This is a genomic window from Streptomyces sp. x-19 (genome assembly GCF_046549115.1).
Classification (GTDB): Bacteria; Actinomycetota; Actinomycetes; order Streptomycetales; family Streptomycetaceae; genus Streptomyces; species Streptomyces albulus_C.
In genome coordinates, this window is sequence record NZ_JAJPWK010000008.1 from 137,803 (window position 1) to 157,361 (window position 19,559).

A 19,559-nucleotide genomic window follows, 5' to 3' on the forward strand; every position below is an offset into this window, starting at 1 on the left:
CGCTGCCGGACCGCCTCCGCCCTTCGGACGGCAACCGCGGGGATCACGCCGTCGTCCTCAACAACAGCTCTTCTCAAGGAGGTTAAGCAGTGGGCACGCACGCCGACATCGTCACACCGCTGCCGGAACTGCTCGAGGAGCACGCCCGGCGGCTCGGGGACAAGGTCTGCTTCCAGGACCCGTTCAGGCGTGTGACGTACCGGGAGCTGGCCCGGCGAACCGCACGGCTGGCCGGTCACCTGGCCGGACTCGGTGTGGCGCGCGGTGACCGGGTGGCCGTGCTGCTCGGCAACCGCGTCGAGGCGGTAGAGGGCCTGCTCGCCGTCACCCGGGCGAGCGGCGTGGGCGTGCCGCTGGACCCCGGGAGTTCGGCGGAGGAGCTGACCCGCTTGCTGGACGACAGCGGGGCACGGGTGCTCCTGACCGACGACGCCGGTCTGACGCGGCGGCGAACGCTGTCGTCGCGGCCCGGGCTGACCGTGGTGGTGGCCGAAGGCGGCGACGACGAGGACGGGGCGGGGAGTGGGCCTGCGTGCGAGGGCGTCGCGGAGCCGGCGGGCGGGGCCGGCACGGTCGGGGGCCGGTGCGCGACGGTCGCGGGCGGTGTCCTGCGGTACGAGGAGTTGGCGGGCACGGAGCCGCGGACGCCGGCCCGGGACGATCTCGGACTGGACGAAGTGGCCTGGCTCCTCTACACCTCGGGCTCCTCCGGCGTGCCCAAGGGCGTCCTGTCCACCCAGCGCAACCGCCTGTCGCCGGTCGCGACGGGTCTCGTCGGTGTCCTGGGCCTGTCCGAACGGGACCGCGTGCTGTGGCCGTTGCCCCTCCATCACGCGATGAGCCAGGTGGTGTGCTTCCTCGGGGTGACCGCGGTGGGGGCGAGCGCGGTGCTGCTGCCCCGGTTCTCGGTGGCGGGCGTACTCGGTGAACTGCGCCGCGGGGACGCCTCGTTCACCTTGCTCGGCGGGGTCCCGACGACGTATGCGGCGCTGCTCGACGCGGTCCGGGGCGAGGAGGACGGCGGGGTCGGCGTCGGACTCGGCGCCCCCGCGCTGCGGGGTTGCATCAGCGCGGGTGCCGCGGCGGGGCCCGGGTTCCGCGAGTCCTTCGAGGCGGTCTGCCGGGTCCCCTACCTTGAGCACTACGGCAGCACGGAGGCGGGCCCGGTCACCATGGCGGCTGCGGGCGAGGCGACGGCCTCCGGGGCGTGCGGCCGGGTACTGCCCGGCACCCGGGTCCGGGTCGGCGGGGGCCCCGACGGCCGGGACGCCGGCGAGGGCGAGTTGTGGGTCAACGGGCCCGGGATCATGGCCGGTTACCACGGCAGGCCGGAGGCCACCGCCGAGGTGCTGCGCGACGGCTGGTTCCGCACGGGTGACCTGGTCAGGATCGACGCCTCCGGTGAACTGGTGATCACCGGCCGGGCGAGTGACCTGATCATCCGGGGCGGGGTGAACGTCCACCCCTCCGAAGTGGAGGCGGTGTTGCGGCGGCTCCCGGGGGTCGCGGACGCCGCCGTGGCGGGACGCCCGCACCCCCTCTTCGGGGAGGTGCCGGTCGGCTATCTGGTCGCCGGGCCCGGCGACGGCGCGCTGGACAGGGGGCGCGTCCTCGCCGCCTGCCGCGCGGAACTGTCCGCCGTCAAGGTGCCGGTCGAGTTGTTCGAGGTGGCGGACATCCCCCGTACCGCCGCCGGGAAGGTCCTGCGGCGCGAACTCGCCGACCTGCCCGCGCGGGCGCTGGGCGAAGAGGACGCCGCAAGGCCGTCGGAGGACCTGCTGGCCCTGGTGCGGAGCGAGGCGGCGGCGGTGCTCGGCTGTCGGCCCCGGGCGGTGGAGCCGGGGACCGCACTGCGCGACCTGGGCATGGACTCCCTGACGGCGACGGTGCTGCGGGAGCGGTTGTCGGCGGTGACCGGACTGCGGCTCTCCGAGGCCGTCGCCTTCGACTTCCCCACCGCCGCCGCGCTCGCCGCGCACCTCGGGGAACGGCACGCCGCCGCGCCGGCCGCCGCCCGGCCCGTGGACCGGAGCGCGGCCCGGTCGGACGACGATCCGGTGGTGATCGTGGGGATGGCGTGCCGGTATCCCGGGGACGTGACGTCTCCCGAGGAACTGTGGCGGCTGGTGGCCGACGGGAGGGACGCCATCGGCCCGTTCCCCACCGACCGGGGTTGGGACACCCGGGCGCTGTACGACCCGGACCCCGGGCGGGCCGGCCGGACGTACGTGCGCGAGGGCGGGTTCCTCTCCGGCGTGGACCGCTTCGACCCCGGCTTCTTCGGCGTCTCGCCCCGCGAGGCGCTGGCCATGGACCCGCAGCACCGGCTGCTGCTCGAAGTGGCGTGGGAGACCTTCGAGCACGCGGGGCTCGTCCCCGCCACCCTGCGCGGCTCGGCGACCGGGGTGTACGTCGGACTGATGTACAGCGACTACGCCCGCCGCCTGACGCGGACGCCGGAGCACGTCGAGGGGTACCTCGGCCTCGGCAACGCCGGGAGCGTCGCCTCGGGGCGCATCGCCTACGCCTTCGGCCTCGAAGGCCCGGCCCTCACCGTGGACACGGCGTGTTCCTCCTCGCTGGTCGCCCTGCACCTGGCGGCGCAGGCGCTGCGGCGGGGCGAGTGCGCCTTCGCGTTGGCCGGCGGCGCCACGGTGATGTCGGGGCCCTCGTCGTTCGTGGAGTTCAGTCGCCAGCGGGCGTTGGCACCGGACGGCCGGTGCAAGGCGTTCGGTGCGTCCGCCGACGGCACGGGGTGGGCCGAGGGCGCCGGCATGCTGCTGCTGAGCCGGCTGTCCGAGGCGCGCCGCGCCGGCCTTCCGGTGCTGGCCGTGGTGCGCGGCTCGGCGGTGAACCAGGACGGGGCGAGCAACGGGCTGACCGCACCGCACGGACCGGCGCAGCAGCGGGTGATCCGGCAGGCGCTCGCGGACGCGGGGCTGGCGCCCGGGGACGTCGACGCGGTGGAGGCGCACGGCACCGGAACCCGGCTCGGGGACGTCATCGAGGCGGAGGCGTTCTTCGCGACCTACGGCCGCCAGGAGCGGCAACGCCCCCTCCGGCTGGGCTCGGTGAAGTCCAACATCGGTCACGCCCAGGCCGCCGCCGGAGTGGCCGGCGTGATCAAAATGGTGCAGGCGATGCGGCACGGCGTGCTGCCGCGCACGCTGCACGCCGACGAGCCGACCCCCCGCGTCGACTGGTCGCCGGGGCGGATCGCGCTGCTGACGCGGGCGGTGGAGTGGCCCGCGACGGACCGCCGGCGCCGGGTGGGCGTGTCCTCCTTCGGTATCAGCGGCACCAACGCCCATGTGGTGCTCGAAGAGCCGCCGGGCGACGGGGAGGCCGCACCGCCCGGCGCGGTGGACGGCGGGGCCGCGAGCGGCCGGGTCGAGCCCGGGGCGGTGCCGGCGGGTGCGCCGCGTCCCGGGCGGGCCGCGGTGGCCTTCTTGGTGTCGGCCAGGAGCGTGCCGGGACTGCGGGCCCAGGCGCGGCGACTGCACGACCACGTGGTCGCCGCCCCCGATGCGCCCCTGGTGGACCTCGGGCACTCGCTCGCCACCACGCGTGCGGCCTTCGAGCACCGGGCCGTGGTGGTGGCCCGCGGCCGTGCCGAACTGCTGGGCGCGCTAAGGGCCGTGGCGGAGGGGGACGACGACGGCCGACCCGGAGTGCACACGGGGACGTCCCGTCACCACGGCCCGTCGGCCGTGCTGTTCACCGGTCAGGGCAGTCAGCGCGCCGGCATGGGCCGTGAGCTGTACGCGGCGCGGGAGCTGCATCCGGTCTTCGCCCGTTCGCTGGACGAGTGCGCGGCCCTGCTCGACCCGCTGCTGCCGGTGCCCCTGCGGGAGGTCATGTTCGCCGGGCCCGGTACGGAGGCGGGCGGGCTGCTGGCGACGACACGGTTCGCGCAGCCGGCGCTCTTCGCCCTGGAGACGGCCCTGTTCCGGCAGTTCGAGTCCTGGGGGGTGCGCCCCGGTGCGGTGGCCGGGCACTCGGTGGGCGAGGTGACGGCCGCCCATGTCGCCGGCGTGTTGTCCCTGGCGGACGCGTGCACGCTCGTGGCGGCCCGGGGCCGGCTGATGGACGCGCTGCCTACGGGCGGCGCGATGGCGGCGGTGGCCGCCGGTGCGGACGAGGTGGCCGCGCATCTCGCCGGAACGGGGGGTGCGGTGGAGATCGCCGCGGTCAACGGGCCCGCCTCGGTGGTCGTCTCCGGCGACGAGGCCGCGGTGCGGGAGACCGTCGCGTACTTCCGGCGGCGAGGCCGATCGGTGACACCGCTGCGGGTCGGCCATGCCTTCCACTCCGCCCGGATGGAACCCGTGCTGGCCGACTTCGCGGACGTGGTTCGGCGGCTGTCCTTCGCCGCGCCGCGGCTGCCGCTGCTCACCGCCGTGGCGGGCCGGGCGGCCACTGAAGCGGAGCTGTGCACCCCGGAGTTCTGGGTGGACCACGTCCGCCGCCCGGTCCGTTTCGCCGACACGGTGACGCACCTGGCCGGTCTAGGCACCGCGCACTACGTCGAGTTGGGGCCGGACGGCGTGCTCACCGGCCTGGTACGGGACTGTCTCGCCGCGTTCGGCCCGTCCCCGGCCGACCCGGGTGCGGACCGGAACGGGGACGGGGACGGGGACGGGGCGGGCGGTGGAGGGGGCCCGGCGCCACTGGTCCTGCCGACCCTGCGCGGGACGCGGCCCGAGCCCGACGCCCTGCTCGACGCGCTGGCCGCGCTGCACACCCACGGCGTGCCCGTCGACTGGCGGGCCGTCTTCGCCGGCCGCGGCGGGCGGCGGGTCGCCCTGCCCACGTACGCCTTCCAGCGCCGCCGGTACTGGCTGGACGCCGCCCCGGAGCAACCGCCCGCGTCCCTGCCGGCCGAGCCCGCCCACCCGTTCCTGGGGCCGTGCACCCGCACTGCCGACGACGCCGGGCTGCTGCTGAGCGGGCTGCTCTCGGTGCCCGAGCAGCCGTGGCTCGCCGACCACGTGGTGGCCGGCGAGATCCTGCTGCCGGCGACCGCTTTCCTCGAAATGGCCCTGTGCGTCGGCGCGTTGGCGGGCGCCCCGGTACTGGACGAACTCGTCCTGACCGCACCGCTGGCCCTGCCCCCGGAAGGCGCCGTCGCGTTGCAGGTGAAGGTGGCGGGGGCGGACGACGCGGGGCGGCGGGCCGTGTACTTCCACTCCCGGCCGCACACCGCGGCGGACGAGGAGCCATGGCTCCGGAACGCCGTCGGCACTGTTTCGCCGGCGCCGCCGCCCACGGACGAAGAAGCGGCCGGCGACGTGCCCCGGCCGCACGCACCTTGGCCGCCGGAGGCGGCGGTGCCCCTGCCCGCCGACGCTCCGGAGGGCGGTCCGTACGAGCAACTGGCCGCCGACGGGCTGCGTTACGGTCCCGCCTTCCGCGGCATGCGCGCCGCCTGGCGGCACGGCGGGGAGCTGTACGCCGACGTCGCACTGCCCGAAGCGGCCCGAGCGCCGCGCCCGGAGCCGGACGGACCGGAGTTCCTCCTGCATCCCGCGCTGCTCGACGCGGCGCTGCACACCCTGGCCCTGGACGGCCTCGTCACGAACGGTTCCGGGGCGGCCGATCCGACGGCCGGCGGGCTGTCCCTGCCGTTCGCCTTCGGCGACGTGCGCGTGCACACCAGTGGCGTACGGCGCTTGCGGGTGCGGGTGGCCCGCGGGCCCGACGGGCAGACCGGGGTGGAGCTGACCGACGAGACGGGCGCACCGGTGGCGACGGTCCGTTCGCTGACACTCCGGCCCCTGCCGGGTACCGCCTCGACGGCGGCGGACGCGGTCACCGGCGCTCTCCGCGCGGCGGCCGCCGGTGCGCTCCACCGGACGGACTGGGTGCCGCTGACCGAGCCACACGCGCCCGCGGCGATCCCCCGCTGGGGGGTGCTGGCCACGGCCGGCACACCGCTGGTGGACGCCCTCGCTCCCCCGGGTTCCGACATCCCGGTGTACCGCGGCCCGGCGGCGTGCGACGCGTCCGCGGACGTCGTCGTGGCGCCGTGCCCACCGCCCGACGCGACCGGCGACGCGCAGGACCAGTCCGCCGGGGTGCTGCGGGCGGCGGACTGGGCACTTGGGCTGGTGCAGGAGTGGCTCGCCGAACCGCGCTCGCCCCGCTCCCGGCTCGTCCTCGTGACGTCCGGTGCCGCCACTGCTGCCGACGACGGATTCCCCGCTGACGGGGCGGCCGGTCGCGGGGATGCCGGCCGTCCCGGCGAGCCGCCGTCCGTCCCGTCCCACGCACCGGTGTGGGGACTGGTCCGCTCGGCCCTGCGCGAGAACCCGGGCCGCTTTGCCCTGATCGACGTGGACGAACACCCCGACTCCTGGGGTGCGGTGCCCGCCCTGCTGGCCGCCTCGGTACCGGAGGCGGCCGTACGCCGGGGAACGGCGTACGTGCCGAAGCTCGTGCCGCTGCCCGAGGCCGCACCGCAACCGCGGAAGCGACGGCCGCTCGACTCGCAGGGCACGGTCCTGGTCACCGGCGGCACCGGTTCCCTGGGCATGGTGGTGGCGCGGCACCTGGTCACCGCCCACGGCATCCGCCATCTGCTGCTCGCCGGCCGCCGCGGGCCGGCCGCTCCCGGGGCCCGGGAACTCGTCGCGGAGCTGCGCGAGGCGGGCGCCCAGGTGACCGTGCACGCCTGTGACGTCGCGGACCGGACCGCGCTCGCCGCCCTGCTCGACGCGGTACCGGCGGCCCACCCGCTGACCGGTGTCGTGCACACCGCGGGGGTGCTGGACGACGGCGTCGTCACCGCGCTCACCCTCGACCGACTGCGGCGGGTGCTGCGCCCCAAGGCGGACGCCGCCCTCGCGCTGCACGAACTGACCAGCGGTCACGACGTGGCCGTGTTCGCGCTGTTCTCCTCGGTGGCGGGCGTCTTCGGCTCCGCCGGCCAGGCCAACTACGCCGCGGCCAACTGCGTACTGGACGCCTTGGCACGCCACCGCGGTCGGCTCGGGCTGCCCGGCACGTCCATCGCCTGGGGGCCCTGGCACCAGGACGCCGGCATGATGGCGCACCTCGGCGACGCGGACCGGCAACGGATGGCCCGTTCCGGCTTCGTCCCGCTCGGACCGGAAGAGGGCCTGGCCCTGTTCGACGCCGCCGTCGCCGGTGACGAACCCGTGGTGGTGGCGGCCCGTCTCGCCCCGGCCGCTCTGCCCTCCGACGAACCGCCGGCGAACCGACTCCGCACCCCCGCGGCCGACGGGGGCGGTGAGCGACGCGGCCGGGCACCCGCGGCCGCTTCCCCCGGCGAGCGGGGCGCGGGGCTGCTCATCAAGGTCCGGACCGTGGCGGCCCGCGTCCTGGGCCATGCGGAGGACACGAGCGAGATCGACGAGGACGCCCTGCTCGCGGACCTGGGCCTGGACTCCCTGGCCGCGGTCGAACTGCGCAACGAGCTCGCGACGTGGACGGGTCTGGCACTGCCGTCCACGCTGCTCTTCGACTTCCCGACGCCGCGCGCGCTCGCCACCGAGCTGACGCGGCGGTACACCGCCGCGACACCATCCGTGGGCGCGCCGGGCCGACCGGCGAACGACGAGCCGCGGAGCGGTCCGGAGCGCAGTCCGAAGAGCGGCCCGAAGAACGCCCCGGAGGGGGACGCTCCACCGGTCGCCCCGGTGCCGGCCCCCGACGCACCGCACGCCGCAGACGCTCCGGACTACCTGGGCGCGCTCTTCCGCGCCGCGTGCGCCCGGGAACGGAGTTGGGACGCCATGGTGCTCCTCACCGTCGCCGCCCGTCTGCGCCCGGTCTTCGACCGGGCCGGGGCCCCCGGGGCGACGCACCAACCCGTCGTGCTCGCGGCGGGCGGCACGGGGGCCGGCCTGGTCTGCTGCCCCGCGCTCAGCGCGGTGTCCGGCCCGCAGGAGTACGCACGCCTCGGGGCCGGGCTGCGCGGACTGCGGCCGGTTTCCGCGGTGCGGCACCCGGGGTTCGAACCCCAGGAGGCGCTGCCCGCCTCACTGGACGCTCTCGTCACCGCCCAGGCCATCGCCGTCCGCGCGGCTGCGGCCGAAGGCCCCCTCGTACTGGTGGGGCGATCGGCCGGCGGCTGGGTGGCCCATGCCGTCGCCGAGCGGCTGGAGTCCGAGGGAGCCGCCCCCGCGGCCGTCGTCCTGTTGGACACCTATCCCCCCGGCCACGGCGACCGGGGCGAGGCGCTCTCCACGATGACGTCGGACATGCTGCGCCGGGCGGCGGAATTCGCCTCTGCCAGCCCCGACCGGCTCACCGCCATGGCCGGTTACTTCGACCTCTTCAGTGACTGGAAACCCACGCCGCTCGCCTGCCCCACCCTGTACGCACGGGCCCGCGACCTCCTGCCCGGCGCCGAACCCGCCCCACACTGGAGCCTGCCGCACGCCGAGTTCACCGTGCCCGGAGACCACTTCACCATGCTGGAGGGACACGCCCGTACCACCGCGCTCGCCCTCCACCAGTGGCTGGGCGCCAACTCGCTCTGAGGACGTCCGGGGAAAGGCGCGCCGAAGGCTCCCCAGCCTCATGCCTCGCATGCGTCAACGCTCGCGTTGGTCGATCGCCAAGGGGACGTTCAACGCGGCTCCCTAGCGTTTCTGGCGCATCGATCTCCGATCAACGGCGAGGTGAAGTACGCATGTTGTTCCGCACGCGAGGCAAAGGCAAGGTCTCTTCCTCACCCGCCGGGGCGAACACGCCCCGGCGACGGACCGCGGTCATGGCCGGGGTGCTCGTGAGCGTGTCCGTGGTGGCGCTGGGGACGGCTTCCGCGGCGTCGCAGGGTTCGGGGGAGCCGACGAAGGCCGCTGTGCAGGCGGCTCCGGCGGCCGACTCGGCACGCGAGCACTGGCAGCCGCCGATGCACCGGAACGGGGGCCCCGGGGATCCCGGGACGGAACCCGGCAAGATCAACACTGACTACCTGATCAGCGAGGTGTCGCCGGCGCAGTTCAGGGGCTCTTGGTACCAGTCCCACGTCACAGGGGTCAGTGTCACGTGGGTGGCGCCCTCGGGGCGGGATCCGTACAACGGCTGGGACTGGATCGAGATCCTGGACAGCAACGGCAAGCGCGTCACGTGGGACTGGGCTTGCGGCAACGCCAACTGCGGCGCGTACGGCTCGACCGTGATCGACGCGAAGCTGACGAAGGGCGCGGAGTACAGGGCCCTCTACTACAGCGACGGAGGCCGGGTCACCAAGGGCAAGCTCCAAGCCGAGTTCGAGTTCTGGGCCTGACATGGGAGACACGGAAGAGATGACGCGAAGGGTCGATCGGGCCGAACGGTGGGCTCACGGGCCGGTTCGGCGGCGATTGGTCAGCGCGGCCGTGCTGGTTTCGGTCCTCGCGGGCACGCTGGGCGCGGGTGAGGCGGTCACCTACGGTGCACCGGCCCGGCACGGGCAGGACCAGAGCGTCCAGGCCAAGCTGCGGGAGCAGGCGCAGCCGAGGGAGCAGACGGAGGACGAGGATTGCGCCACCCTCTACACCCGCACGGTCGCAAACATCCGCAACGCGATGCTCGGGGCGGAGAGCGTCCGACGTCCCGGTGCCGGCCACCTGATCCGGAACCCCGACCCCGAGGCCATGCAGGAGATCGACCTCGGACGGTTCGCCGAGAACGAGTTCATCGGGGGCCACATGGTCCGCGGAGTCTTCCGCCGGTCCGACACCTATCTGCTCGGGTTCTTGGTGCAGAACGAGGCCGGGACCAGCCGCGTCCTCTACACGTTCACCGAGCAGGGGAGCGACGGCCGCACGCGGGACATGATCCCGGGCAACCTGTTCCGGAACATCCGCAGGGCACGCTTCGGCTGGGGCATCCAATACCGGGGCCTTGAGGACGTCACCGTCAGCCGGAGACGCCTGCGGGAAGCGGTGTCCGAGATCTACCATCACGACCCCAACACGAGCACCCACACGATGGAGGACAGTGTCCAGACGCTAGCCGTTGCCCTGGCCGAAGGGGCGCGGTTCCAGGCGATTCCCGCGCAGATCGCCCAGGCGATCCGTGGCACGACCTCCTGGACCGTGCACAACCACGCGGACGAGATCAGGTCCTGGGACCAGCGGTCCGGCGTCGTCCTACAGGCACGCGCCACCGACCCGACCGGCAATGGCCAGGCGTGGCAACAGCGGCGTCCATACCGCTGGAACGGGAACCAGGTGCTGTTCACCGCGCTGGACCTGGCCCGCCGGCTCTACCTGATCAAGCCGCCGGCGAGGAAGGGCTGACCTTCACGGCGCCACACAAGGGGCTCACCGGGAGCGGCTGCCGCCGTGTTCCACCGCGTGCCGGAGGAGGCGCTGTTGCCACTGCGCCAGTACCTCGGCGCGGTCGCCCCGGCGCCCTCGACGGCGACACCCGTCGCTGTTGCCGGCCAGCACACCGCACTTGAGGAATGCCACACCTGAGCCACCGACACCATGGCCGTGGCCGGGGCGTCGGCGGGGCCGTTCTCGTCGGGCACGGAGCACTCGGGCCACGGCTCGTCACGCGGCCACAGCGGCGGCCCGCCGAGGGAACCGCTCCGGCAGTCCGGCTCTGCCCGCTCGGGATGGAGGAGACCTGCCCCGCAACACCTCGATCCTCTCTCCATCGACGCGAGATCGACCGGCGCTCGGTACCCTCGACATACGACCATTGGAGGTAACACGATGACTGCTCGCCCCAGCCTCTTAGCCAGGATCACGGCCTTTCTGCTGCGCGGACGCCGTGCCCGTCTCGATCACCCCGACGCGCACCGGGCCGCCCGTCCGGACCAGCACGCCGGCCTCGCCATGCACTACCGCCCCTCCTCTTCGGGTATCCCCGGCGCCTCTGGCTTCCGGCCCTGACCCGTCGGACACGCCCTAACGCTTCGTGACCTCGCCGGGGTCACGGGGCGTTGGGTGAGGAACTCCGCGGCGGTCACTTGCCCTTGAAGACGTCGACTCGGCTGTAGCGCGGCAGGTTCTTCGGCAGGCCCATCACGTGGAAGCCCCGGCCGCCGTTGTCGAGCCGGGTGCTTCCCGGTTGGCCGTCGGAGACCCAGGAGAAGGTGATCGCGAATCGCACGTCCCGTGCGACGTTCTTCACGTTGAAGACGAACTGCTCCGGATCGCCGGACGACACCTTGAACGGGAAGTCCCGGCTCTTGATGACCCCTCCCTGACCGGTGCGCACCTCGCTCGGCCGCACGGACACCGGGTCGGTCCTCAAGTCGACGTCGAAGGCCCGCTCGTCCATCCCGCCACCGCACTCGGCATCGACGACCGACCCGCGTGCGGGCAGCGGACGGGCAGACAGCACGGAGACCTTCGCACCCGTGAGGACGATCGCCTGGCTCGTTGGGGCCTGCACGGTGACGTTGACCGAGGGCCAGAGATCGGCGGTCGGAATCCATACGCCACTGCGATCGACCGTTTCCGGATGCGCGCGCAACTCGTCCAAGCGGGCGTTGAAGTACTTCGGGGTACACCCGTTCACGTCGGCGGCGTAGGCCGTCAGCTCCGGGGGGTCCGACATTTCCCCTCGCAGCCAGTCCCAGCCGCCCTGGACGAGGAGGGCCACCAGTCCGGTCACGACCGTCACGAAGGCGCCGATCCACAGTTTCCTGTCCCGGAGGGACGTGCCGTCACGTTCCACCGTGCCTTGCGGTGCGGCGGGCAGCTCCCTCGATCTCGTGAGGCGAGCCCTCCGCATGGCAGTGCCGCTGCGTCCGCGCCTGTTCCGTGGTGTCGCCACGCTTCCCCCTCATCCACGAGGACGGTGCTCAGGCCCGTCCTCGGCCCCCGAACGGCCGCTCATCGCACGGGACTCGGGCCCATCACGCCGCCCGCCACGAGCGCCCGCGGACTGGCCCCACAGGCACCTCGCGAGGTGTCCGGACGAGGCCGTCGGGGCGAGGGTCCGGACCGGGGTCCCGCCGATGATGACCGAGATCTTAGTGCGGCCGTTCGCCCTCGGCACCGGCGGCACTGCCGCCTGCGTCACCCGGCGGCAGTGGGCCCGGCGCCCGTCTCCCAGGCTGTCGACGGGCTCGCGCGGCGGGTTCGCGGGCGGGAACCGGCCGATGGCCGCGCTCAGCGTGCGTGACCGCAGGCCGTTGGCCAGGGTGAGGAGCAGGTGGAAGTGACGTGTGCCATGGATAGATCGACGCGGTGAGTCGAGATGGACGGTCCACGATGACAGTGGGGGGCAGGTCCGGACGGGGGCCGCGTTCGCGCTGGCGTCCGGTGAGCGCGCACAGCGTCGCCGGCCAGGTGTTCCTCCTGCAATGGCTGATCGTCGTGCTGCTGGTGGTGTCCGCCACGGTGGTTCTGGTGTGGCAGACGCGCACCGCCGGGGTGGAGGCCGCCCGCGGGAGGTCGCTCGCGTGCGCCGTGGCCGTCGCGGGCTCCGCCGACACCGCGGCAGCGCTGCAGACGGCCGACCCGACCGCCGTCCTGCAGCCCGTGACCCAGCGCATCGGACCGGCCTGCGGCGTCGACTTCGTCACCGTGCTCGGTACGGACGGGATCCGCTACACCGATCCCAGGCCGAACCTGATCGGCAAGCGGGCCTCGGGGGACTTCCGTCGCGCACTGGCCGGCCAGTCGTACACCGAACGCTTCAAGGGTGCCCCCTCGGACGCGGTGCGGGCGGTGGTGCCCGTGCAGGACCGGTCGGGGAAGGTGGTGGGGATCGTCACCACCGGGGTGCAGGTCACGACGCTCTCGGCCGCTCTGGACCGGGTCCTGCCGATCATGGCTGCGGGGGCCGTCGGCGCGCTGGCCCTGGCGACGGTGGGCGGGGTGTGGGTGAGCAGACGGTTGAGCCTGCAGACCCGCGGTCTGGGTCCGCGCGAGGTGACCCGCATGTACGAACACCACGACGCGGTCCTGCATTCCGTGCGCGAGGGCGTGCTCGTCTTCGACGGCGAGCGGCGGCTGACGCTGGCCAACGACGAGGCGCGGCGCCTGTTGGCCCTGCCCGACGACGTCGAGGGCCGTCACCTCGACGAACTGCGCCTCCCGCAGTCCACCAGAGAGCTGCTGTCCTCGGACCGGGTGGCCACCGACGAGGTGCACATGGCCGGCGACCGGCTCGTGGCGATCAACCATCGCCCCACCGGCCACCAGGACGGCCCCACGGGCAGTGTGACGACGTTGCGCGACACCACGGAGTTGCAGGCCCTCGCCGGCCGGGCCGCGACGGCGGCGCAGCGGTTGGAGCTGATCTACGACGCCGCCGTGCGTATCGGTACGACGCTGGACGTGGTGCGCACGGCCGAGGAACTGGCCCAGGTGGCGGTCGGCCGGTTCGCCGACGTGGTGACCGTGGATCTGCTCGACGCCGTCGTCAGCGGCGAGGAGCCGGCCCCGGGCACCCCGACGACGATGCGCCGGGTGGCCGTCGCCGGGGTCGCCCCGGGCCAAGCCCTGCACGAGGTCGGAGGGGAGGTGACGGTGGATCCGGCGACTCCCCAGGGACGCGGGTTGGCGTACCACCGGGCGATCCTCGTGCCGGACCTGGCCGCCTCGACGGACTGGCGGCGCGGTATCCCCGCGTTTGCGGAGCGCGTCCTGCGGGCCGGGTTCCACTCCATGATCTCCGTTCCGCTGCGGGCGCGGGGCACGGTGTTGGGCACGGCGAACTTCTGGCGGCGCGGACCGCAGGCGTTCAGCGGCGAGGATATGGACCCGGCCGAGGAACTGGTCGCCCGGGCCGCGGTCTGCGTCGACAACGCCCGCCGCTACACGCGCGAGCACGCACTGGCCGTATCGCTGCAGCGCAGCCTGCTGCCCGGCCGGCTGCCGGCGCAGAACGCCGTCGAGGCCGCCTACCGCTACCTGCCCGCCCAGGCAGGCGTGGGCGGTGACTGGTTCGACGTCATCCCGCTGCCGGGCGCCCGCGTCGCCCTCGTGGTCGGCGACGTCGTCGGACACGGCCTGCACGCCACCGCCACCATGGGCCGCCTGCGCACCGCGATCCACAACTTCAGCGCCCTGGACCAGTCGCCCGAGGAACTGCTGGCGCACCTGGACGAACTCGTCGTCCGCATCGACCAGGACCCCGCCCCGGGTGCCGAGGCGGAACCCGTCACCGGCGCCACGCTGCTGTACGCCGTCTACGACTCCAGCACGGGCACGTGCGAAGTGGCCCGGGCCGGGCACGTGCCGCCCGTCCTGGTCCATCCCGACGGCACCGTGGAGATCCTGGACGTGCCGGCCAACCTCCCCCTGGGATGGGGCACCGCGCCCTTCGAAACCCACACCCGCACGCTGCAACCGGGCAGCAAGCTTGTCCTCTACACCGACGGCCTGGTGGAGCGCCGCAACCTCGACGTCAACGACGGTCTGGACCGACTGCAGCACGCGCTGGCCCGGCCGGGCCGCACCAGCGAGCAGACCTGCGCGGACGTCTGCGAAGCCCTGCTGCCCGAGCACCCGCAGGACGACATCGCCCTGATGGTGGCCACCACGAGGTGCCTCGCGCCCGACCGCATCGCGCGGTGGGACGTCGCCCCCGACCCCGCCGCCGTGGCGCCCGTCCGGGCCGCCTGCGTGCGCTGGATGACGCAGTGGGACCTCGGGGACGCCGCCTTCACCGCCGAGCTGATCCTCAGCGAACTGATCACCAACGCCGTCCGCTACGGCGCCCCACCCATCACCGTGCGTTTGCTCTACGACCGCGACCTGACCTGCGAGGTCTCCGACGCGAGCAGCACCGCACCCCACGTGCGCCGGGCCACCGCGAACGACGAGGGGGGCCGCGGCCTCTTCCTCGTCGCCCAACTCGCCGCACACTGGGGCACCCGGTACACCGCTCACGGCAAGACCATCTGGACCGAACACACCATCACCCCGCAGGCGTGACCGACCCGCGGTGCATGCTGAAGCCCACTCCCCCGCCTGGTCACCCCTGGCCCCACCTGCCTGGTGGGACGGTCCCTCGCGTGCCTCAGGGAGCGCAGGCGACGTCCCAGGCCGCCTCGATCATCCGGAAGATCTCGTCCACCGCGGCGTCCGGGTCGGCCGCCTCACGGGCCAGCGAATAGGCGTCGATCACGAACCTCGCGATCGTCCGGCAGGCCGTCGGGGTCAGCGAGAGGTCGGGATCGGCGGCGATGGCCGTGGCCAGCGACTCGGCGTGGCGCAGCCGCATCAGCTCGTCGTACTCCCGCAGGGCGGGTGACGCCTCGATCATGCGCCAGATCGGGGCGGCGCCGTCCGCCGTGCAGTGCCGTACCAGGGCCTGGATCTCGCCGCGCAGCGCAGGCAGGAGTGGCTCGTGCGGAGCGCGGGCGGTGACTGCCTGGGTGAGGCGTTGCTCGAAGTCCGTGTCCTGCTCGAAGACCAGGGCCTCTTTCGAGCCGAAGTGGGAGAAGAGCGTGGTCACGGCGACGTCGGCCTCGGCGGCCACGTCGCGGATGCCCACCGCGTCGTACCCGCGTTCCAGGAAGAGCCGCAGGGCGGATTCGGCGATCTTCTGGCGGGTCGCGGCCTTCTTGCGTTCGCGGCGTCCGGGCGGCACGGTCATGCCCTCACGCTACCAAATACAAAGCAATAACCGTTTCGAAACCCTAACCGTTAGTGTTACGGTCGTCGGCATGAAGAGAGTGAGCTTCGCCGAATTCGGCGGTCCGGACGTCCTGCAACTCATAGCCGCCGAGGAGCCCCATGCGGGCCCCGGTCAGGTGCGCATCGCCGTGCGGGCGGCGGGCGTGAACGCCATCGACTGGCGCCTGCGCGAAGGCCAGAAACTGACGGCCCGTCCGCTCGCCTTGCCCGCCGGGGTCGGGCAGGACGCGTCCGGGGTGGTGGACGAGGTCGGTGCGGGCGTCGAGGGCGTCCGGGTCGGCGACCACGTGTTCGGCGAGGGTTCCGACACCTACGCCGAGTTCGCCGTGCTGTCGGCCTGGGCCCGCATGCCCGCGGGGCTGTCGTTCGAAGAGGCGGCCGGGTACCCCTCCGTGGTGGAGACCGCGCTGCGCATCATCCGCGAGGTCGGCGTGCGCCCCGGACAGACACTGCTGGTCAGCGGCGCGTCCGGCGGAGTCGGCTCGACGGTGCTGCAGATCGCCCGCGACCGCGGCATCAGCACGATCGGCACGGCCGCCAGCGCGAACCAGGACTACCTGCGCAGCCTGGGCGCCCTCGCCACCACCTACGGCGAGGGCTGGGTGGAGCGGGTGCGCCAGCTCGGTCACGTCGACGCGGCTCTCGACCTGGCCGGCTCCGGCGTCCTGCGCGAACTCGTCCAACTGACCGGCGATCCGGACCGGGTCATCTCCATCGCCGACCTCGGCGCGCCGGCGTTCGGCGTCCGTTACTCCGGCGTGGCCGGCAGCGTGCCCGACGCCCTCGCCACGGCCGTCGACCTCATCTCACGGGGGAAGCTCCACCTCCCGGTCGACACGACGTACCCGCTCGCCGAGGCCGCGTCGGCGCACCGCGACAGTCAGGCCGGCCACACGCGCGGGCGCCGCATCATCGTCGTCTGAGCCGCCTCGCGCGCCGGCGGACGATCCACCACACCGCAGTTCCGCAAGGCACCTGCCGGGGCCCACCCGGCAGGTGCGCGACACCCGGGGAGACCCATGCACACTCCTGTCACGATCATCGGCGCCGGCCTCGGCGGCCTCGTACTGGCCCGCGTCCTGCACGTCCACGGCGTCCCGGTCACGGTCTACGAGGCGGAGCCCTCCGCGACGGCGCGCCCGCAGGGCGGGATGCTCGACATCCACGCACGCAACGGCCAACCCGCCCTCAAAGCAGCCGGTTTGACGAACGAGTTCCGCAGCATCGTCCTGGAGGGCCGCCAAGCGACACGGCTCGTCGACCGCAACGGGACCGTCCTGTTCGACAAGGCCGACGACGGCACGGGCACAAGCCCCGAGGTGCAACGCGGTGAGCTGCGGCAACTGCTGCTCGACGCGCTCCCCGCCGGCACCGTCCGTTGGGACCACAAGGCCACCGGCGTCCGCACCCTCGCCGAGGGCCGCCACGAGGTGGTCTTCGCCGACGGCAGCACCACGGTCACGGGCCTGTTGGTCGGCGCGGACGGCGCGTGGTCACGCGTCCGACCGCTGCTCTCCGACGCCACCCCCGCCTACATCGGCCGGTCGTTCGTCGAGACGCAGCTGCCCGACGCCGACACCCGACACCCGGCCACCGCGAAGGCGGTCGGCGACGGGACGCTCGTCGCCATCGACCCGGACGAGCCGGGGAAGTGGTTCGTGGCGCACCGGGAGAAGGGCGGGACCCTCCACGCCCACGTCACCGTCGCCAAGCCGCAGGACTGGTTCACCACCGTCGACTTCACCGATGCCGCCGCGGCCGCCGCCCGGATCGCGGTGGAGTACGACGGCTGGGCACCGGAACTCACCGCCCTGATCACCGACGGCGAGCACGCACCGGTCCTGCGCCCCCTGCACTCCCTGCCGATCGGGCACCGCTGGGACCGGGTGCCCGGGGTGACCCTGCTCGGCGACGCGGCCCACCTCTCGCCGCCCGACGGCGAAGGCGCCAACCTCGCCATGCAGGACGGCGCCGAACTCGGCCAGGCACTCGCCGCCCACCCCGACGACGTCGAGGCCGCCCTCACCGCGTACGAGCGAGCGCTGTTCCCCCGCAGCACCGCGGCCGCCGCCAAAGCCCCCCACCAACCCACGCCCCAGGAGCTGATCGACTTCTTCACCGGTGACGAGCGGACCGAGCCCCTCGTCACGTGAGCCCGAGGGCCGGCGGGCGGCGTGAGCAGAGGGCGTGAATCTCTCCGCTCGTCCCGGCGTCACGAACTATCGTCGCGGGCATGGTCGAACACGATGCCCTGAGCGCCACCCGCGATGCCTACGACGCCGCCGCCCCCACCTATGCGCAGCTGTTCCGCGACGAGCTGCGGGACAGGCCCCTGGACCGCGCGATCCTGGGTGCCTTCGCCGAGGTCGTCGGCGCGAGCGGCGACGGACCGGTCGCGGACCTGGGGTGCGGGCCCGGCCATGTCACCGCCCACCTGGCGGAGTTGGGGCTGGCGGTCTTCGGCATCGACGCCTCGCCCACCATGATCGAACTGGCCCGCGACGCCCATCCGGAGCTGCGCTTCGACGTGGGCTCGATGACCGCGCTGAACGTCGCCGACGGCGAACTGGCCGGCATCCTCTCCCGCTGGTCCGTCATCCACACCCCGCCGCCGGAACTCCCCGCCATCGTGGCGGAGTTCGGTCGGGTACTGGCGCCCGGCGGCCACCTCCTGATCGGCTTTTCGGCCACCGACGACGCGGCGCACCCGACGCAGGAGTTCGATCACGCCGTCGCGCCGGCCTATCGGTGGGCGCCGGACCACCTCGCCGCGCTGCTGCGCGCGTCCGGGCTCACCGAGGTGGCCCGGATGGTCCGCGAGCCTCAGCCCACCGACCGACGGCAGTTCCAGGAGGTCCAACTGCTCGCCCGCAAGGCATAAGTGGGACTGCTCCCCCGAGGACGCGACCGCACCCGAACGGGGAGCCGCCTGGTTCCGAGCGTGGGCTCCTGACCAGGGCTCACGCCCGTGCGAGCACGGACAAGTGCGGCCCTCACCGCTGCGGATCGATGAGGATCTTCCCGGCCCGGCGGCCGGTCGCCGGGCCCCTGAGGTGATCGACGAGTTCGCTGAGGCCGATGCGTGGCCCCACCGCGGTGTGCAGGCGACCGCGGCGCAGGTCGTCGAAGACCGGCGCGAACAGTGCGGGCAGGTGCCGCCCGCCGTCCTTCTGGACGGTGTCGCGCAGGCGGAACAGCTCCACGCGGGCACCGCCGCCACCGGTGAAGCACACCGCCGGGAGCGGTGTCCCCGACAGCAGGCCGTAGTGGACGAACACGCCGTCGCCCGCCGTCAGCGCGAACGCGTCGCCGCCCACGGCCCCACCGACGCAGTCGAAGGTGACGTCGGCGCCCCGCGGACCGACCGCCGCCCGCAGCCGGTCGCGCCAACCGGACTCGTTCGTCGCGACCACGGTCCGCCACCGGGACGCATCGGCCACGCCCCGCCCCGGCGTGCCCCGCACGATCCCCACCGGGGTGATCCCGCGTTCGGTAAGGAGTTCCGCGAGGTGCCGTCCGATGGCCGACCCGGCCGCCGTGACCACGACCTCGCGCACGCCCGGCCCGCAGAACCGGTCGACCATCAGCGTGGCGGTGAGGGGGTTGATGTAGGCGAAGCAGGCGACCTCGTCGGGCACGTCGTCCGGCACCGGAACGCACCAGGAGTGGCCGAGCCGCTTGTACCGCTGCCAGTTCCCCGCCGATCCGAGCGGCAGCACCCGCCGCCCCAGCGCCCTGCCTGGCACCCCCGGCCCGACCGCCTCGATCACCCCGACGCCCTCGAACCCGGGGACCATCGGGAACGACGTCCGCGACCCGTACGCACCCGAGACGCTGACCTGGTCGGAGGGGTTGACCGTCGCCGCGAGCATGCGCACCACGACCTCGCCCGCGCCGGGGGCCGCCGGCCCGTCCACGTCGCGGATCGCCAGGACGTCCGCCAGTCGGCCGGGCGAGTCGGCAACGGCAGCCAGCACCGACAGCCTCCCTACC

At 73.8% G+C, this 19,559-nt stretch carries 11 protein-coding genes; 8 read left to right on the top strand and 3 right to left on the bottom strand.

Going from position 1 to position 19,559, the window contains the following annotated elements; genetic code table 11:
• Positions 1-89: 89 nt before the first annotated feature.
• The 4 genes from ACLJT4_RS21130 (at position 90) to ACLJT4_RS21145 (ending at position 10,436) form a co-directional block, all read left to right on the top strand.
• Positions 90-8,507, top strand: a complete 8,418-nt coding sequence (locus tag ACLJT4_RS21130) for a type I polyketide synthase (protein WP_411124040.1) — start codon at positions 90-92, stop codon at positions 8,505-8,507.
• A 152-nt stretch (positions 8,508-8,659) separates the two neighbouring features.
• Entirely contained in the window at positions 8,660-9,259 is a 600-nt protein-coding gene (locus ACLJT4_RS21135) for a hypothetical protein (RefSeq protein ID WP_411124042.1), read from the top strand.
• A gap of 91 nt (positions 9,260-9,350) precedes the next feature.
• Positions 9,351-10,256 carry a ribosome-inactivating family protein gene (locus tag ACLJT4_RS21140; RefSeq protein WP_411124044.1) on the top strand — a complete coding sequence of 302 codons (906 nt, stop codon included), beginning with the start codon at positions 9,351-9,353 and terminating at the stop codon, positions 10,254-10,256.
• Between the two features lie 45 nt (positions 10,257-10,301).
• A complete protein-coding gene (locus tag ACLJT4_RS21145) occupies positions 10,302-10,436 on the top strand; it encodes a hypothetical protein (protein WP_411124046.1) in 135 nt (44 codons plus the stop codon).
• Between the two features lie 496 nt (positions 10,437-10,932).
• Here ACLJT4_RS21145 and ACLJT4_RS21150 read toward each other — a convergent pair whose 3' ends face one another.
• Positions 10,933-11,649: a hypothetical protein gene (locus ACLJT4_RS21150; RefSeq protein ID WP_411124048.1), complete on the bottom strand. Its 717-nt coding sequence runs from the start codon at positions 11,647-11,649 to the stop codon at positions 10,933-10,935.
• Between the two features lie 539 nt (positions 11,650-12,188).
• On the opposite strand from ACLJT4_RS21150, the gene ACLJT4_RS21155 reads away from it, so the two are divergent.
• A complete protein-coding gene (locus ACLJT4_RS21155; protein ID WP_411124050.1) occupies positions 12,189-14,861 on the top strand; it encodes a SpoIIE family protein phosphatase in 2,673 nt (890 codons plus the stop codon).
• A gap of 85 nt (positions 14,862-14,946) precedes the next feature.
• Here ACLJT4_RS21155 and ACLJT4_RS21160 read toward each other — a convergent pair whose 3' ends face one another.
• Positions 14,947-15,525 carry a TetR/AcrR family transcriptional regulator gene (locus ACLJT4_RS21160; protein ID WP_411124052.1) on the bottom strand — a complete coding sequence of 193 codons (579 nt, stop codon included), beginning with the start codon at positions 15,523-15,525 and terminating at the stop codon, positions 14,947-14,949.
• Positions 15,526-15,595: 70 nt separating this feature from the next.
• On the opposite strand from ACLJT4_RS21160, the gene ACLJT4_RS21165 reads away from it, so the two are divergent.
• From ACLJT4_RS21165 to ACLJT4_RS21175, 3 genes are all read left to right on the top strand, one after another.
• On the top strand, positions 15,596-16,489 hold the full coding sequence (locus tag ACLJT4_RS21165) for an NADP-dependent oxidoreductase (RefSeq protein ID WP_411124054.1): 894 nt from the start codon (positions 15,596-15,598) through the stop codon (positions 16,487-16,489).
• A gap of 96 nt (positions 16,490-16,585) precedes the next feature.
• On the top strand, positions 16,586-17,719 hold the full coding sequence (locus ACLJT4_RS21170) for an FAD-dependent oxidoreductase (protein WP_411124056.1): 1,134 nt from the start codon (positions 16,586-16,588) through the stop codon (positions 17,717-17,719).
• A gap of 80 nt (positions 17,720-17,799) precedes the next feature.
• Positions 17,800-18,447 carry a class I SAM-dependent DNA methyltransferase gene (locus ACLJT4_RS21175; RefSeq protein ID WP_411124058.1) on the top strand — a complete coding sequence of 216 codons (648 nt, stop codon included), beginning with the start codon at positions 17,800-17,802 and terminating at the stop codon, positions 18,445-18,447.
• 112 nt (positions 18,448-18,559) lie between these two features.
• Here ACLJT4_RS21175 and ACLJT4_RS21180 read toward each other — a convergent pair whose 3' ends face one another.
• Positions 18,560-19,543 carry a zinc-dependent alcohol dehydrogenase family protein gene (locus ACLJT4_RS21180; RefSeq protein WP_411124060.1) on the bottom strand — a complete coding sequence of 328 codons (984 nt, stop codon included), beginning with the start codon at positions 19,541-19,543 and terminating at the stop codon, positions 18,560-18,562.
• Positions 19,544-19,559 lie beyond the last annotated feature (16 nt).

What these genes read in the sequence shown, in the direction of transcription:
- ACLJT4_RS21135 (WP_411124042.1), top strand. Translation starts at nt 8,660, where the DNA reads ATGTTGTTCCGCACGCGAGGCAAAGGCAAGGTCTCTTCCTCACCCGCC.
- ACLJT4_RS21155 (WP_411124050.1), top strand. Translation starts at nt 12,189, where the DNA reads ATGACAGTGGGGGGCAGGTCCGGACGGGGGCCGCGTTCGCGCTGGCGT.
- ACLJT4_RS21160 (WP_411124052.1), bottom strand. Translation starts at nt 15,525, where the DNA reads ATGACCGTGCCGCCCGGACGCCGCGAACGCAAGAAGGCCGCGACCCGC.
- ACLJT4_RS21165 (WP_411124054.1), top strand. Translation starts at nt 15,596, where the DNA reads ATGAAGAGAGTGAGCTTCGCCGAATTCGGCGGTCCGGACGTCCTGCAA.
- ACLJT4_RS21170 (WP_411124056.1), top strand. Translation starts at nt 16,586, where the DNA reads ATGCACACTCCTGTCACGATCATCGGCGCCGGCCTCGGCGGCCTCGTA.
- ACLJT4_RS21175 (WP_411124058.1), top strand. Translation starts at nt 17,800, where the DNA reads ATGGTCGAACACGATGCCCTGAGCGCCACCCGCGATGCCTACGACGCC.